9 protein-coding genes are annotated in these 16,228 nt (G+C 43.0%); all 9 read left to right on the top strand.

All coding sequences use genetic code 11. The features are described from left to right. Positions 1 to 5: 5 nt before the first annotated feature. The 9 genes from VCM39_RS20915 (at position 6) to sufC (ending at position 16,228) form a co-directional block, all read left to right on the top strand. Positions 6 to 2,393, top strand: coding sequence for a polysaccharide lyase family 8 super-sandwich domain-containing protein (locus tag VCM39_RS20915; protein ID WP_322933337.1), 2,388 nt, complete (start codon positions 6 to 8; stop codon positions 2,391 to 2,393). Continuing rightward, positions 2,374 to 4,953, top strand: a complete 2,580-nt coding sequence (locus VCM39_RS20910) for a glycoside hydrolase family 3 N-terminal domain-containing protein (RefSeq protein ID WP_322933336.1) — start codon at positions 2,374 to 2,376, stop codon at positions 4,951 to 4,953. The genes VCM39_RS20915 and VCM39_RS20910 overlap by 20 nt, the downstream gene beginning before the upstream one ends. Positions 4,954 to 4,993: 40 nt before the next feature. Further along, entirely contained in the window at positions 4,994 to 7,243 is a 2,250-nt protein-coding gene (locus VCM39_RS20905) for a family 20 glycosylhydrolase (RefSeq protein WP_322933335.1), read from the top strand. Between the two features lie 1,089 nt (positions 7,244 to 8,332). After that, complete coding sequence (gene rimP, locus VCM39_RS20900) at positions 8,333 to 8,800, top strand: ribosome assembly cofactor RimP (RefSeq protein WP_221650684.1); 468 nt, start codon at positions 8,333 to 8,335, stop codon at positions 8,798 to 8,800. Between the two features lie 2 nt (positions 8,801 to 8,802). After that, entirely contained in the window at positions 8,803 to 10,065 is a 1,263-nt protein-coding gene (gene nusA / locus VCM39_RS20895) for a transcription termination factor NusA (protein WP_221650683.1), read from the top strand. A gap of 145 nt (positions 10,066 to 10,210) precedes the next feature. Then, on the top strand, positions 10,211 to 13,270 hold the full coding sequence (gene infB, locus VCM39_RS20890) for a translation initiation factor IF-2 (RefSeq protein WP_289291526.1): 3,060 nt from the start codon (positions 10,211 to 10,213) through the stop codon (positions 13,268 to 13,270). Positions 13,271 to 13,410: 140 nt separating this feature from the next. Next, positions 13,411 to 13,911 carry a CvpA family protein gene (locus tag VCM39_RS20885; protein ID WP_002558743.1) on the top strand — a complete coding sequence of 167 codons (501 nt, stop codon included), beginning with the start codon at positions 13,411 to 13,413 and terminating at the stop codon, positions 13,909 to 13,911. Continuing rightward, a complete protein-coding gene (gene sufB, locus VCM39_RS20880) occupies positions 13,911 to 15,365 on the top strand; it encodes a Fe-S cluster assembly protein SufB (RefSeq protein ID WP_002558744.1) in 1,455 nt (484 codons plus the stop codon). Before VCM39_RS20885 ends, sufB begins: the two co-directional genes overlap by 1 nt. Positions 15,366 to 15,475: 110 nt before the next feature. Continuing rightward, on the top strand, positions 15,476 to 16,228 hold the full coding sequence (sufC, locus tag VCM39_RS20875) for a Fe-S cluster assembly ATPase SufC (protein ID WP_002558745.1): 753 nt from the start codon (positions 15,476 to 15,478) through the stop codon (positions 16,226 to 16,228).

Here is a 16,228-nt window from a genome sequence, read left to right as displayed (position 1 = left end):
GATATATGAAGAGAACACATTTATTCGCGATTTTGATTTTGCTTTCTTGCGGTGTCTTCGCACAACCGTCGAAGAAAGAAGGTATGCGTATGCTTAGGGAGTATTATGTGGCAAATGTAAATGGTTCCTGTAATGAAGCTGACTGTGAAAAATATATCAGCCTGTTGAATCGTGACGGACAGTTTACAGACATGATTGCTTATGAAAGAGAGATAGGAACACGGAAGTTGCTCGAAAGTATAAGTTTTGACGAACAACAACATATGGGACTTTATCTCACCGAAGCAATGAACCGTCTGAGGTCACTTGCTGCTTATTACCGTCAGAAGGGTGGAAAAGAGATTCCTGATAAGTATTGGAAAGCAATTGTCAGATATGGTACTATCGAACAGAACCGCCAGCCGAATGATCGGTTTCATGCCTCTTGTTTTGCTATCCCTCAGGCGGCTTGCGGCATTTATTATCTGTTGATAGATGCGATGGAGCGAACGGAAACGGATAAAAACGCTTCTTCTTTGGAGGGAAAGGCAAACCGGATGCTCAAATACCTTGCTATGCAATCGTGGACACAACCCTTACGTAAGGATGAAACGGACAAAAACGTGGTCAGTATTCCCCGTTTTCGTCATCATGTATGGTGGGTAGGAGGAAATGCACTGGCTTACCGTCCTCTGTTGGAGACGGCTGTGCTGATGGACTCTATTCCGATGGTAGACGTTGTAGCAGAAGTTGCGAAAAAGAGTCTAAGCAATGTGTCCCAAACCAATTATGAAGAGGCTTTCTGGAATGAAGGATTTACAGCCGATGGTGCCGGATGGGGGCATGGTAAGCAATGTCTGGTATGGGGATATCCTATTCACGGTGCATCCAGTGCCTTGAATATTCTGAAAGTGTTGAAGAAGGCTCCCTGGGCTCAGACATTAAGCAGGGAGAATGCGGAAGCGCTACTCCATTTCTACCGGGGAAGTAACTTTTATCATTACAAAGGATACATTCCTCCGTGTCTCGACCGGTATTCGATGGTATATTATGAGGGCAGGCATCAGCCCGTACCTTATTATGAAATGCTGAAGCGAACAGTGGAGGACTATGCAGACGCCTTTACTTCAGCCGAATTAAAAGAGTTGAAACAACTGATTGACGAGGCCGGGCGGGAAGATATCCGTATGGATAATTATCCGGACGGCATGTATCACGGATCTCGCTGGTTTTTCAATAATGATGATCTGATTAAGAAGAATAAAGAGTACCATATCCTTATTAATATGGCCTCTTTCCGCTGTGACGGACTTGAAAGTGCGAGAAACTTTGCGGATGAGTTTAATATTTTCACCAATGACGGGTTAACCTTTTTTCAACGCCAGGGAGACGAATACCGTAGAATAATAGGTGCTATGGATTTGACCGCTATGCCGGGTATTACCGCACGGGAAGGTATGGATAAACTGTCTCCTGTGACTAATTGGAGAGGGTTTTGCAGTAAACACAACTTTGCCGGAGGTGCTACGAGCGGAGGAGAGAATGCAGTAGCAGGTTTTATCTTCGAAAAAATGGATGCCGAAGCAAAAGAAAAACGGGTAAAAGAGAGTAATTCGTCGGCCTTCGGAGTGAAAGCTTATAAATCCTGGTTTATAATGGGAGATTATCTGGTTGCTTTAGGAGCCGGTGTAACCAACCTGTCTCCTGAACTGGAAGGTACGATCCGGACTTCGATAGAGCAAACAGCCCATCAGGGAGAAGTGTCTTTGTTTGATGGGAAGTCCATCTCTCCGGTAACTTCGGCCTCGGGTACTTTGTGCCGGGATGGAAAACCGGTATGGATCATGCAGCAGGGAGGATTTGCCTATACGGTATTACCACCCTATTCTTCGGATGCCTTTTATTCAGTCGAAACCCTTCCTAACGAATGGTTAAAAAGGAATCTGAGCAATAAAGGTAAAGCGAATTTGCCGGATAGTGCTGCTGTCTTTCGTCTTTGGATTGATCAGGGGCGGGAGGTAAAAGATGGTAAATATGGCTACGTTGTTTATTGTGGTGAAGGGACTCCTGCTTATGAATTGCCTTTTGTCGTATTGAGAAATGATACGCTTGCACAAGCCGTTTCGACGGTGGATCACATGCTTACAGGGCTTGTTTTTTATCAGGACGATGCGGTTGTAACGGTTGGTAATACCGAAATCTCGGCTTCCGAACCTTGTGTTGTATTGATGGAACAGGATGCAAAGGGCACTAAGATATCTGTGACTGATGCTATGATGAGGGCTGATTTACAGAATATTACTCTGAGAATAGGAGAAGATAGAATCACAATTGACATGCCGCAGGGAAAAGAATGTGGCAATACAGTTACCAAAATATATAAAAAGACATATCATGAACAGACTGTTGAATAAATTAGCACTTTTATTGCTTTTGTTGCTGTCTCAGCAAGGATTAGGGGTGGCACAACAACTTCCTTATAGGAACAGCGCATTACCTGTACAAGACAGAGTAGAGGATTTGCTGCAACGCATGACACTTGAAGAAAAGATAGCCCAGATACGCCATATACATTCCTGGAATATATTCAACGGACAGGAACTCGATGAGAATAAACTCGCCACTTTTGTGGGTGATATAGGTTGGGGCTTTGTAGAAGGTTTTCCGCTGACCGGTGAAAACTGCCGGAAAAATATGCGGGTGATTCAGGAGTATATGATAAAGAATACTCGTCTGGGAATACCGGTGTTTACCGTTGCCGAGTCCTTGCACGGATCCGCTCATGAGGGTTCTACCATTTTTCCTCAGAACATAGCATTGGGAAGTACATTCAATCCGGCACTTGCTTATCAGAAGGCGGCTCTGACTTCCTGTGATCTTCATGCCCAAGGGATGCGTCAGGTTCTTGCCCCTTGTATTGATGTGGTACGCGACTTGCGTTGGGGAAGAGTTGAAGAGTCCTACGGAGAAGACCCCTTCCTCTGCGGGACATTGGCTCTGGCAGAGACACGTGGGTATTTGGATAACGGTATCTCTCCTATGCTGAAACATTTCGGAGCACATGGTAACCCTTTAGGTGGTTTGAATCTCGCTTCTGTGGAGAGTGGCTTGAGGGATTTGCATGATATCTACCTGAAACCTTTCGAGATGGTTATTACTCAGTTGCCGGTACAGGCAGTTATGTCTACCTATAATTCGTGGAATCATGTTCCTAATTCGGCTTCTGCCTACTTGTTGACCGACGTTTTGCGGAAACAATGGGGATTCAAAGGATATGTTTATTCTGATTGGGGGGCAATTGAGATGTTGCAGAACTTTCATCATACGGCTGCCACACCTGCTGATTGTGCAGTACAAGCACTTTCTGCCGGACTCGATGTAGAGGCTTCCAGTGAATGCTATCCGCACCTGAAGCAACTTATTGAGCAAGGAGAGTTTGACGAAAAGATACTGGATGAATCCGTACGTCGTGTGCTGACTGCTAAATTTAAACAGGGGCTCTTTGAAGACCCTTTTGGTGAAAAGATAAAGAAAACGGTGATGCACTCTGCTGCGAGTATCGCCTTGTCCCGTAAAATTGCAGATGAGTCTGTAGTATTATTGAAGAATGAGAATGGACTGTTGCCGTTGGATGCAAACAAGTTACGCTCAGTTGCTGTGATAGGGCCGAATGCAGCACAGGTACAGTTTGGTGACTATACTTGGAGCCGGGATAATAAAGATGGGGTTACTCCATTGGCAGGATTACAGAAGCTGCTGGGAAGTAAAGTTGCCATTCACTATGCTCCGGGATGCAGTATGATGTCCGAAGATACTTCATTGATACCCGAAGCTGTGGCAGCAGCGCAGAAAAGTGAGGTCGCTCTGGTGTTCTGTGGCAGTTCGAGCGCATCTTTGGCAAGAGATTATAGTAATACTAACTGTGGCGAAGGGTTCGATTTGCATGATCTTAATCTTACCGGAGCACAGGGAGAGTTGATAAAGGCAGTTTATGCAACCGGAAAACCCGTAGTACTGGTGCTGGTAAGTGGGAAACCTTTCACTATCGCTTGGGAGAAGGAACATCTTCCGGCTATTCTAGTACAGTGGTACGCAGGCGAACAAGCGGGTAACTCTATCGCAGACATTCTTTTCGGCAAGGTAAACCCTTCCGGGAAGTTGACTTTCTCGTTTCCGCAGAGCGTAGGACATCTTCCGGCTTATTATAACTATTTGCCTTCTGATAAAGGTTTTTATAAGAACCCTGGGAGTTATCAGAAGCCGGGCCGGGATTATGTGTTCTCTTCTCCTGCTTCTTTATGGGCTTTCGGATACGGATTGAGCTATACTGCTTTTTCTATGAAGGATATGCAGGTATCGGTAAAGGAAGATTCGGTTTTTGTCAAAGCAGAAATACTTAACACAGGCAAAAGGGCCGGACAAGAGGTCGTTCAGCTTTATGTACGTGATCTTGTCAGCTCAGTTGTTACCCCTATAAAACAACTGAAAGCATTTACGAAGGTGGAACTGCAACCGGGAGAACAGAGAACGGTTTTGTTACGCTTCCCGGTTGCAGAACTTGCCCTGACAAATGAAGCCGGGCTGCGGTTGGTAGAACCCGGTGAGTTTGAGATTCAGTTGGGTAACTCATCTGATAATATCCTGCTGAAACAAACGATAAGGATGGGTGACAATGTGAAGAAGAATTCGGGAGATGAGATTGCAACTCAAAGCAAACCTGTAGGAACGGGAGAAATGAGGATTGTTCGAGGGATCGTGAGAGATATACAGGCCACTTTGGTCGCGAATATTTCTATCTGGTCTGTCGGGCAGAAAAAGGAGATTGGGAAAACAAATAAGAAGGGAGAGTATGAAATAAAAGCCGCATCGGATGATATCCTGATATTCTCCGGGAAAGGGTATTTGAAACAGACTGTACCTGTGAATCATCATACGGACATCAATGTAAAACTGGCATACGGTGAAGACAGGTAATGGCCGGAAACTGATAAATATTAAAACAACTGATACTATTATGAAACGATTCTTTCTAAATTTATTGGCAGCCGTTAGCGTGGTGTCAGCTTTTGCTACGGGTAACAGACAAATCACTATAACACCTTATCCTCAGGAAGTGCATGTGCGGCAGGGAGAGTTTATGATTACTCCACAGACCTCTTTTGTTGTTCAAACTACTGAGCTGAAAGATGTTGCCGGATATTTCGGGGCTAAAATAAAGCGCTCTACAGGATATGAACTGCCTGTAAACACGATTGCTACCGAAAACAGCATTGTATTATCAATAGACAGCCAATTGCCTCTCAATGAGGAAGGATATTTATTGGAAGTGATGCCCGGACAGATCACAGTAACCGGAAAGAGTGACAGAGGGGTGTTTTACGGCATGCAGACAGTGATGCAACTCCTTCCTCCTGAAATAGAAGAGGCGGTTGTTGTGGACAATGTGGCATGGACTCTTCCCTGCGTTTCTGTAAAAGATGAACCCCGTTTTGCCTATCGCGGCATGATGCTGGACGTATGCCGGCACTTTCTTGATGTCGATTTCGTAAAGAAACAGTTGGATATCATGGCTATGTTTAAAATGAACTACTTTCACTGGCATCTTACTGACGATCACCTTTGGACTATTGAGATAAAAAAATACCCTTTGCTGACAGAGATAGGATCTGTCCGGCACAATGTGGACGGAAGTGTGAACCGTGGATTCTATACACAAGACCAGATTCGGGAAGTTGTGGCTTATGCTGCTGAAAAGAAAATCACCGTTATCCCGGAAATAGAACTTCCGGGGCATGCCCTTGCGGCAATTACGGCTTATCCGGAATTATCCTGTATCGAAGGCCCTTTCCAGTTGAGAAACCAGTGGGGTGTGGAAGATAACGTATATTGTGCCGGAAACGACCGTGTATTCAACTTTCTGGAAGATGTGATAGGTGAGGTCGTTCCTTTGTTTCCCGGAAAATACTTTCACATCGGTGGAGATGAATGCCCGAAGATTCATTGGGAAGCTTGTCGCAAATGCCAGCACCGTATGAAAGAAGAGGGGCTGAAGAATGAACACGAACTGCAGAGTTATTTTGTACATCGTATCGAGAAAATCCTGTTAAAACATGGCAGAGCAATGATTGGCTGGGATGAAATACTTGAAGGAGGGCTTGCCGCATCTGCTACTGTCATGTCGTGGACGGGGGAGCAAGGTGGAATCACTGCCGCCAACATGGGGCATGATGTTATTATGACTCCTTTGAATTTTGCTTATTATGATGCCGGGCAAGGAGCACCGGAAGTGGAACCTATCACCATCAGTTTCGGTATTTCGCTCGAGAAGGCATATAAATATGAACCGGTAGCAGCAGGGATTTCCCGGGAGAAATCTCACCACATATTGGGTGCACAGGCCAATTTATGGACAGAATATTCTCCGACTGCCGAGCATACGGAATATCTTCTTTATCCGCGTATGCTGGCCATGGCAGAATTAACCTGGACACAAAAAGAGAATAAGGATTATACTGCCTTTGTTCAGCGTTTGGACAATCAGTTGAGGCGCCTGGATGCCCATCATATTAATTATCATATTCCATTGCCCGAAGGACCACAGGCCGATTATGTAGCATTTGTTGATAAAACAACTCTGACTTTTCATAACAGCCGCAATTTACCCATGGTTTATACAGTTGACGGAACGATGCCTACAATACAATCCACTCTATATACCACCCCTCTTGTATTTATGAAGAATACGACGCTGAGAATAGCTACCATGCTTCCGTCCGGCAAACTGAGCCGGACAAGAATTATAGATGTCCGGAAAGAAAAAATGAGACCAGCTCTTCACAGAAAATTGGTGGCAGGAGCAGAACTACAACGTATCTCCGGTAAGTATTATTATGTCACAGACTTAACTGATGCGAATTGGGAAAAGCCAATGATCGTTCCGGGGTTTCATCTGGATGTAAAACCAGAAGCTAACGGTGCTTTCCTTTATAAAGGATATTTCGAGGTTCCTGCTGACGGGGTTTATTATATCTCTTCCGAAATGGATCAACTGAAGATAGACGGGGAGAAAATAATAAATAATAGCGGGAAATTGATACGACATTCAGTGAGCCGGAAGTCAGTTGCTTTGAAGAAAGGAATTCACTCATTTGAACTTATCTATATTAATAGTAACATTGGAGGTTATCATCGTTACTGGAACAAACGTGGATTTCAGTTGATCGGGGAAGATGGCACACTCACTACTCCGGAGGTTTATCACTGAGTGCTTCCCGCACCACGGGGAGGTACGCCAGGCGATGGTTAGTTGAAACGCAGGACGCAGATTTTCGCAAAGGGAAACAAGTAGATGACAAGGAACTACAGTCTTTTAATTTGCGTCATCTGTGTTCATCCGCGTTTCATCAGATAAAAACTCTGTGCAAGTTCGATTCATTTCGAATCTATTTACGATTAGACGATTTACGATGTACGATTGGGATTACTCTGTCTCTGACAGCGTTGAAACAGGCTTTTAAAAGAGAGTTACTTCAATCGTACATCGTAAATCGTCTAATAGTAAATAAATTCAGTTTTGAGCTTAATGGTGTTTGTCATTGCCATCCGTCTCTTTTTCCGGTATCGATAAAGCTCTATCTCGTAGAGTAACGTATGAAGCCTCGGTGTGTGACGTTGTTTTAGATGTACATGTAAAGCAGTACGACATGCACATGTGGGACGGTACGACATGTACATGTGGAGCAGTGAAACATGTACATGTAAAACAATGCTGCTCACCGGGGAAAGGAGTGTTCCTTTCTGAGAAAGACAGAGTACAACACCGGGCAAGGGTAATGATGCCGTCTATGGATACTTCCGCTACCGAAAAGATAGGGACATAATCTTCGTTACTGTATGGTTTTGAATGTATTTCACCACAAAGTAACACGGAGTTCCACAGAGTTTAAATCTTTATTGGAAGGCAGATGATCGCAGATTCTCGCAAAGGGAAACAAATGTATGATAAAGAACTACAGTCTTTTAATTTGCGTTCATCTGTGTTAATCCGCGTTTTATCAGATAAATACTACTCTGTGGAACTCTGTGCTACTCTGTGGTGAGTTTTGCTCGTTTCTATTCAGATCCGAATAAATTCCGTTGCAAATAGATAACTACTCTTTTTTTACCAAATCAGCATCTGTTTGACATCTCTTTTAGTGGTATAAAGAGTAGTTACCTTTGCGTCTGGTGTTATATTAAACTTTTTTTCTCTAATATTTTGTAGTCGAATAGATTATTTATATCTTTGCACCCGAAACGGATGAAAGGTGGAGGGGCGATTAAGCTCCTTTTTTTGTTCTTATATAGCTAATCAATGATAGAAAAGAAAACTGTTTGTCAGATTGTTGAAGAGTGGCTGGAAGGAAAAGACTACTTTCTGGTAGAAGTAACTGTAAGCCCTGATGACAAGATTGTGGTTGAAATAGACCATGCAGAAGGAGTTTGGATTGAAGATTGTGTGGAGCTGAGTCGCTTCATCGAATCTAAATTAAACCGTGAAGAGGAGGATTATGAGCTGGAAGTTGGCTCGGCTGGAATCGGACAGCCATTCAAGGTAGTGCAGCAGTACTATAATCATATCGGCAGTGAAGTGGAAGTATTGACCAAAAGTGGTAAAAAACTGACAGGAGTGCTGAAGGAAGCCGATGAAGAGAAGTTTGTAGTGGCTGTACAGAAGAAAATGAAGCTTGATGGAGCAAAACGTCCCAAACTTATGGAAGAGGATGAAACTTTCCGTTATGATGAGATAAAATACACTAAATACTTAATTAGTTTTAAATAATTATGGCCAAGAAAGAAGAAACAATCAGCTTGATTGATACATTTTCGGAATTTAAGGAACTGAAAAATATCGATAGAACAACGATGGTTAGCGTGCTCGAAGAGTCGTTCCGGAGTGTGATCGCGAAAATGTTTGGCACTGATGAAAATTACGACGTAATTGTAAATCCGGATAAGGGTGACTTTGAAATATGGCGTAACCGTGAGGTAGTGGCAGACGAGGAATTGACAAATCCGAATATGCAGATTTCGTTGACAGAAGCACAGAAAATAGATGCTTCTTACGAAGTAGGAGAAGAAGTAACTGACGAAGTTATTTTTGCAAAATTCGGTCGCCGTGCTATTCTAAACCTTCGTCAGACATTAGCTTCTAAAATTCTTGAGCTTGAGAAAGATAGTATTTACAATAAATATATAGACAAAGTAGGTACAATCATTAATGCAGAAGTATATCAGATATGGAAAAAAGAAATGCTGCTGCTTGACGATGAAGGAAATGAACTGTTACTGCCTAAAACAGAGCAGATTCCGGCAGATTTCTACCGTAAAGGAGAGACTGCGCGTGCAGTGGTGGCCCGCGTAGATAACAAAAATAATAATCCGAAGATTATTCTTTCACGTACATCTCCCGTTTTCCTGCAACGTCTGTTTGAAATGGAAGTACCTGAAATTAACGATGGCTTGATTACTATCAAGAAGATTGCCCGTATTCCCGGTGAACGTGCTAAGATTGCGGTGGAATCTTATGATGATAGAATCGACCCTGTAGGAGCCTGTGTAGGTGTAAAGGGAAGTCGTATCCATGGCATCGTTCGTGAGCTTCGCAATGAGAATATTGATGTGATTAACTATACATCAAATATCTCCTTGTTTATTCAGCGTGCACTGAGTCCGGCAAAGATCTCTTCTATCCGATTGAACGAAGAAGAGCGTAAGGCAGAGGTTTTCCTCCGTCCGGAAGAAGTTTCGCTGGCTATTGGTAAAGGCGGTTTGAATATCAAACTTGCCAGTATGTTAACTGAGTACACTATTGATGTGTTCCGTGAATTGGATGAAAGTGTGCAGGATGAAGATATCTATCTGGACGAGTTCAAAGATGAAATCGACAGTTGGGTAATCGATGCTATTAAGGCTATCGGTATTGATACGGCTAAAGCTGTATTGACTGCACCTCGCGAAATGTTGATTGAAAAGACGGATCTGGAAGAAGAGACAGTGGACGAGGTATTACGTATTTTGAAATCGGAGTTTGAAGACAATGAATAATTTCATTTACGATTAGGCTATTTACGATTTACGATTGGAGCTACTCTATATTGTAGGTTGTAGATGAAAGGAACTATAAGTCGTCTAATCGTCAATCGTGAAATCGTAAATATCTTCTCATTCCATTATTCTTTTAATTTAAAGTATGACGATAAGGTTAAACAAAGTAACAAGAGATTTGAATGTAGGAATTGCAACGGTAGTTGAGTTTCTGCAAAAGAAAGGGTATACCGTTGAGGCAAACCCAAATACAAAAATTACCGAAGAGCAATATGCTATACTCGTGAAAGAGTTTAGCACAGACAAAAATCTTCGGATTGAATCAGAGCGTTTTATCCAGGAACGTCAGAATAAGGATCGTAACAAAGCATCAGTGGCTATTGATGGTTACGAAAAACAGCCCGAAAAACCTAAAACGGAGGATGTTATTAAGACAGTTGTTCCTGAAGATGCACGCCCGAAGTTTAAACCTGTCGGAAAAATAGATTTAAATAAATTCAACCGGAAAGCTGATAAAGGGGGAGTGAGTGAGACAAAACCGCAACCTCAGCCGGAAGCACAGCCGCAGACTAAACCAGAAGCTCCAAAGCCAACTCCGACACCGGTAGTGGAAGAGAAGAAAGTGGAAGAAGTAGTGAAGCCTGTTGTCGTAGAGGCAAAAAAGGAAGAGGTAGTTGTACCTGCTTCAAAACCGGAACCGGTAAAAGAAGTACAGCCTGTAGTTGTAGAACAGCCAAAACCGGTAGTGGAAGAGAAGAAAGTGGAAGAAGTGAAAAAAGAAGAACAGAAAGTGGAAGCTGCTCCAGAAATAAAAGAAGAAAAGGTAGAATCGAAACCTGTTGTTTCGGAGGCTGCTGAGTCTGAAAAGAAAGACGATGACGTCTTTAAAATCCGCCAACCGGAATTTGTATCTAAGATTAATGTAATCGGTCAGATAGACCTGGCTGCATTGAACCAGTCAACCCGACCCAAGAAGAAATCGAAAGAGGAAAAACGGAAAGAACGGGAAGAAAAGGAAAAAGTTCGTCAGGATCAGAGGAAACAGATCAAAGATGCTATTATTAAGGAAATCCGTAAAGATGACAATAAGGTAGCAAAATCTGCTCCGAAGGAGAATGCAGATGCGAATGCCAAGAAGAAGCGTATCCGTATTAATAAGGAGAAAGTAGACGTTAATAACGTTGCTTCTAATTTTGCACATCCTACTCCTAATAGCCAGAAGCCTGCAGGTCAAGGTGGTGGGCAAAACCGCAACCGTAACAATAATAAAGATCGTTTCAAGAAACCGGTTGTAAAACAGGAAGTGAGCGAGGAAGATGTAGCTAAGCAGGTAAAAGAAACTTTAGCTCGTCTGACAACAAAAGGCAAAAATAAGGCTTCCAAATATCGTAAAGAGAAACGTGAAATGGTTTCCAATCGTATGCAGGAATTGGAAAACCAGGAAATGGAAGATAGCAGAGTACTGAAAATAACAGAGTTCGTGACTGCCAATGAATTGGCAAGTATGATGGATGTATCTGTAAATCAGGTTATCGCAACTTGTATGAGCATTGGCATGATGGTTTCTATCAACCAGAGACTTGATGCGGAAACAATTAATCTGGTGGCCGAAGAATTCGGTTTCAAAACTGAATATGTAAGTGCTGAAGTTGCTCAGGCCATTGTAGAAGAAGAAGATGCAGAGGAAGATCTTGAACCACGTGCACCGATTGTAACTGTAATGGGACACGTTGACCATGGTAAGACTTCATTGCTTGACTATATCCGTAAGGCGAATGTTATTGCCGGTGAGGCCGGAGGTATTACACAGCATATCGGTGCTTACCATGTTAGTATGGAAGATGGACGTAAGATCACCTTCCTGGATACTCCGGGACATGAGGCGTTTACTGCTATGCGTGCCCGTGGTGCTAAGGTAACAGATATTGCTATTATTATTGTAGCTGCTGATGATAATGTGATGCCACAGACAAAGGAAGCTATCAATCATGCGATGGCTGCCGGAGTACCTATTGTATTTGCAATTAATAAGGTGGATAAGCCAACGGCTAATCCCGATAAGATAAAAGAAGAACTGGCTGCCATGAACTTCCTTGTTGAAGAATGGGGTGGTAAGTATCAATCACAGGATATCTCTGCCAAGAAAGGTATGGGTGTAAGTGAATTGATGGAAAAGGTATTGCTTGAAGCCGAAATGCTTGAGCTGAAAGCCAATCCGAACCGTAATGCAACAGGTTCTATTATTGAATCTACTTTGGATAAAGGACGTGGCTATGTGGCTACGGTATTGGTATCCAATGGTACGCTGAAAGTGGGTGATATCGTGTTGGCAGGAACCAGTTATGGTCGTGTAAAAGCAATGTTTAATGAACGTAATCAGCGTATCAAGCAAGCAGGACCTTCTGAACCCGCATTGATACTGGGATTGAATGGTGCACCTGCAGCAGGTGATACATTCCATGTTGTAGAGTCCGATCAGGAAGCACGTGAAATTACTAACAAACGTGAACAATTGCAACGTGAACAGGGCTTGCGTACACAGAAGATTCTTACATTGGATGAGTTGGGTCGTCGTATCGCATTGGGTAACTTCCAGGAATTGAACATCATTGTGAAGGGTGACGTAGACGGTTCGGTAGAAGCTTTGAGCGATTCATTGATTAAGCTTTCTACTCCGCAAATTCAGGTAAATGTAATCCACAAAGGTGTGGGACAGATTTCCGAATCAGATGTTTCTCTAGCTGCTGCTTCAGATGCTATTATTATCGGTTTCCAGGTACGTCCTTCAGGTTCAGCTGAGAGAATGGCAGAGAAGGAAGGCGTTGATATCCGTAAGTATTCGGTTATCTATGACGCTATCGAAGAGGTGAAAGCTGCTATGGAAGGTATGTTAGCACCGGAAGTGAAAGAGGTAGTAACTTCTACTATCGAAGTTCGCGAAGTATTCAACATTACGAAGGTTGGTACGGTTGCTGGTGCGGTAGTAAAGACCGGAAAGGTGAAACGCAGCGACAAAGCACGTCTTATCCGCGATGGTATTGTTATCTTCTCAGGTGCAATTAATGCGCTGAAACGTTTCAAAGACGACGTGAAGGAAGTAGGTACGAACTTCGAGTGCGGTATCAGCCTGGTGAATTACAACGACATCAAGGTGGGGGATATGATCGAAACTTACGAAGAAGTAGAAGTAAAACAAACGCTGTAATGGATAAGTTATAGAGTTATAACGTTATAAAGTTATAGGGTGGTAATGTGGTAATGGCCACCTTACCACCTTTTTCTTTTTGATAACTTATTATCTCGCTGATTTCCTATGACTCCATAACCTTATAACTCTCTTCATATATGATCGATATAATAATTTTGGTTATCGTTGGTGCAGGTGTGGTGACAGGCTTTATGAAGGGGTTTATCCGGCAGCTTGCTTCCATACTGGGGCTGATAGTAGGATTATTGGCAGCAAAAGCGTTGTATGCTTCTCTTGCCGAGAAACTTTGTCCTACTGTGACAGACTCAATGACGGTGGCACAGATATTATCTTTCATTGTCATTTGGATTGCCGTGCCATTGATCTTTACTTTGGTGGCATCTCTGCTAACAAAAGCAATGGAAGCTGTTTCTTTAGGGTGGCTGAACCGTTGGCTTGGCAGTGGACTGGGGGCGTTGAAATTTCTGCTGCTTACCAGTCTGGTAATTTGTGTGATAGAATTTATCGATGCAGATAACACATTGATTGATAAAACAAAGAAGGAGGAATCAGTGTTATATTATCCTATGGCTAAGTTTGCGGGAATATTCTTTCCTGCGGCAAAAGAAGTGACACAACAATATATACTCAATAAATAATGCAACAAGAAGAACCCAATAAATATGTAAAGGAACTCACGCAGGAGAAGTATAAATATGGCTTCACTACGGAGGTGCATACAGATATCATTGAGAAAGGACTTAATGAGGATGTTATTCGCCTTATTTCGTCGAAGAAAGGCGAGCCGGAATGGTTGCTGGAGTTTCGGTTGAAGGCGTATCGCCACTGGCTGACATTGGAGATGCCTACCTGGGCACATCTCCGTATCCCTGAGATAGATTATCAGGCTATCTCTTATTATGCCGATCCTACCAAGAAGAAAGAAGGACCGAAGAGTATGGATGAGGTAGATCCGGAGTTGATAAAGACATTTAATAAGTTAGGTATTCCATTGGAGGAACAGATGGCGTTGAGTGGAATGGCTGTGGACGCTGTAATGGACTCCGTTTCGGTAAAGACAACATTTAAAGAAACGCTGATGGAGAAAGGGATTATATTCTGCTCTTTCAGTGAAGCAGTGCGTGAACATCCCGATCTGGTAAAGAAGTATTTAGGATCGGTAGTAGGTTATCGTGATAACTTCTTTGCTGCGCTGAACTCGGCAGTGTTCTCTGACGGGTCATTTGTTTATATACCGAAAGGCGTACGTTGCCCGATGGAGTTATCGACATACTTCCGCATTAATGCGGCTAATACGGGGCAGTTTGAACGTACACTGATTGTGGCGGATGATGATTCGTATGTTTCCTATCTGGAAGGTTGTACAGCACCGATGCGTGATGAAAACCAGTTGCATGCTGCTATTGTGGAAATTATGGTACATGATCGTGCCGAAGTGAAATACTCCACTGTTCAGAACTGGTATCCGGGTGATGCTAACGGCAAAGGGGGCGTTTATAACTTTGTGACGAAACGTGGTAATTGTAAAGGAGTAGATAGTAAACTGTCGTGGACGCAGGTAGAAACCGGTTCGGCCATTACATGGAAATATCCTTCCTGTATTCTTACCGGTGATAACTCTACAGCGGAATTCTACTCTGTAGCTGTAACGAACAACTATCAGCAGGCGGATACGGGTACAAAGATGATACATCTCGGGAAGAATACCCGTAGTACAATTGTAAGTAAAGGTATTTCTGCCGGAAAGAGCGAAAACTCCTACCGGGGTCTGGTACGTGTTTCTGAAAGAGCTGATAATGCACGTAACTATAGCCAGTGTGATTCACTCTTGCTCGGTGATAAATGTGGTGCACATACTTTCCCTTACATGGATATTCATAACGAGACGGCTGTAGTAGAACACGAAGCTACTACCAGCAAGATCAGTGAAGACCAGATATTCTATTGTAACCAGCGTGGTATCCCAACCGAAGATGCTATCGGACTTATTGTAAACGGATATGCCAAAGAAGTATTGAATAAACTTCCGATGGAATTTGCCGTTGAAGCGCAAAAATTGCTGACGATCTCATTAGAGGGAAGCGTGGGATGATTGGACGATTAGACGATTTACGATTTACGATTGAAGTTTGATTGTAAATGTAGACCGTCTTAAAAGTAATTTCAATCGTAAATTGTAAATCGTAAATTGTAAATATAATCATGTTAGAGATAAAAGACTTACATGCCAGCATCAATGGCAAAGAGATATTGAAAGGTATTAACTTAACAGTGAAACCGGGCGAGGTACATGCTATCATGGGACCTAACGGATCCGGAAAGAGTACGCTTTCTTCTGTTTTGGTGGGAAATCCTGCTTTTGAGGTAACCAAGGGTAGCGTAACCTTTGATGGAAAGAATCTGTTAGACCTGAGCCCTGAAGATCGTAGCCATGAAGGTCTTTTTCTGAGTTTCCAGTATCCGGTAGAGATCCCCGGAGTAAGTATGGTAAACTTTATGCGTGCTGCGGTAAATGAGCAACGCAAATACAAAGGACTTCCTGCATTAACAGCCAGTGAGTTTCTTAAACTGATGCGTGAGAAGCGTGCGGTGGTAGAACTGGATAATAAGTTAGCTAACCGTTCGGTGAACGAAGGCTTCTCTGGTGGTGAGAAGAAGCGGAATGAGATTTTTCAGATGGCTATGCTGGAACCACGTCTCAGCATTCTTGATGAAACCGATTCTGGCCTTGATATTGATGCACTTCGCATTGTAGCCGAGGGAGTTAATAAATTGAAGACTCCTGATACAAGTTATATTGTTATTACCCATTATCAACGTCTGCTGGACTATATCAAACCGGATATCGTACATGTGCTCTATAAAGGCCGTATCGTGAAAACTGCCGGACCGGAACTGGCTCTCGAACTGGAAGAGAAAGGATACGACTGGATTAAGAAAGAGGTGGAGGATTGA

It is taken from the genome of Bacteroides mucinivorans, assembly GCF_034654355.2.
Classification (GTDB): domain Bacteria; phylum Bacteroidota; class Bacteroidia; order Bacteroidales; family Bacteroidaceae; genus Bacteroides; species Bacteroides nordii.
This window is presented reverse-complemented; position numbering and strand designations above follow the sequence as displayed.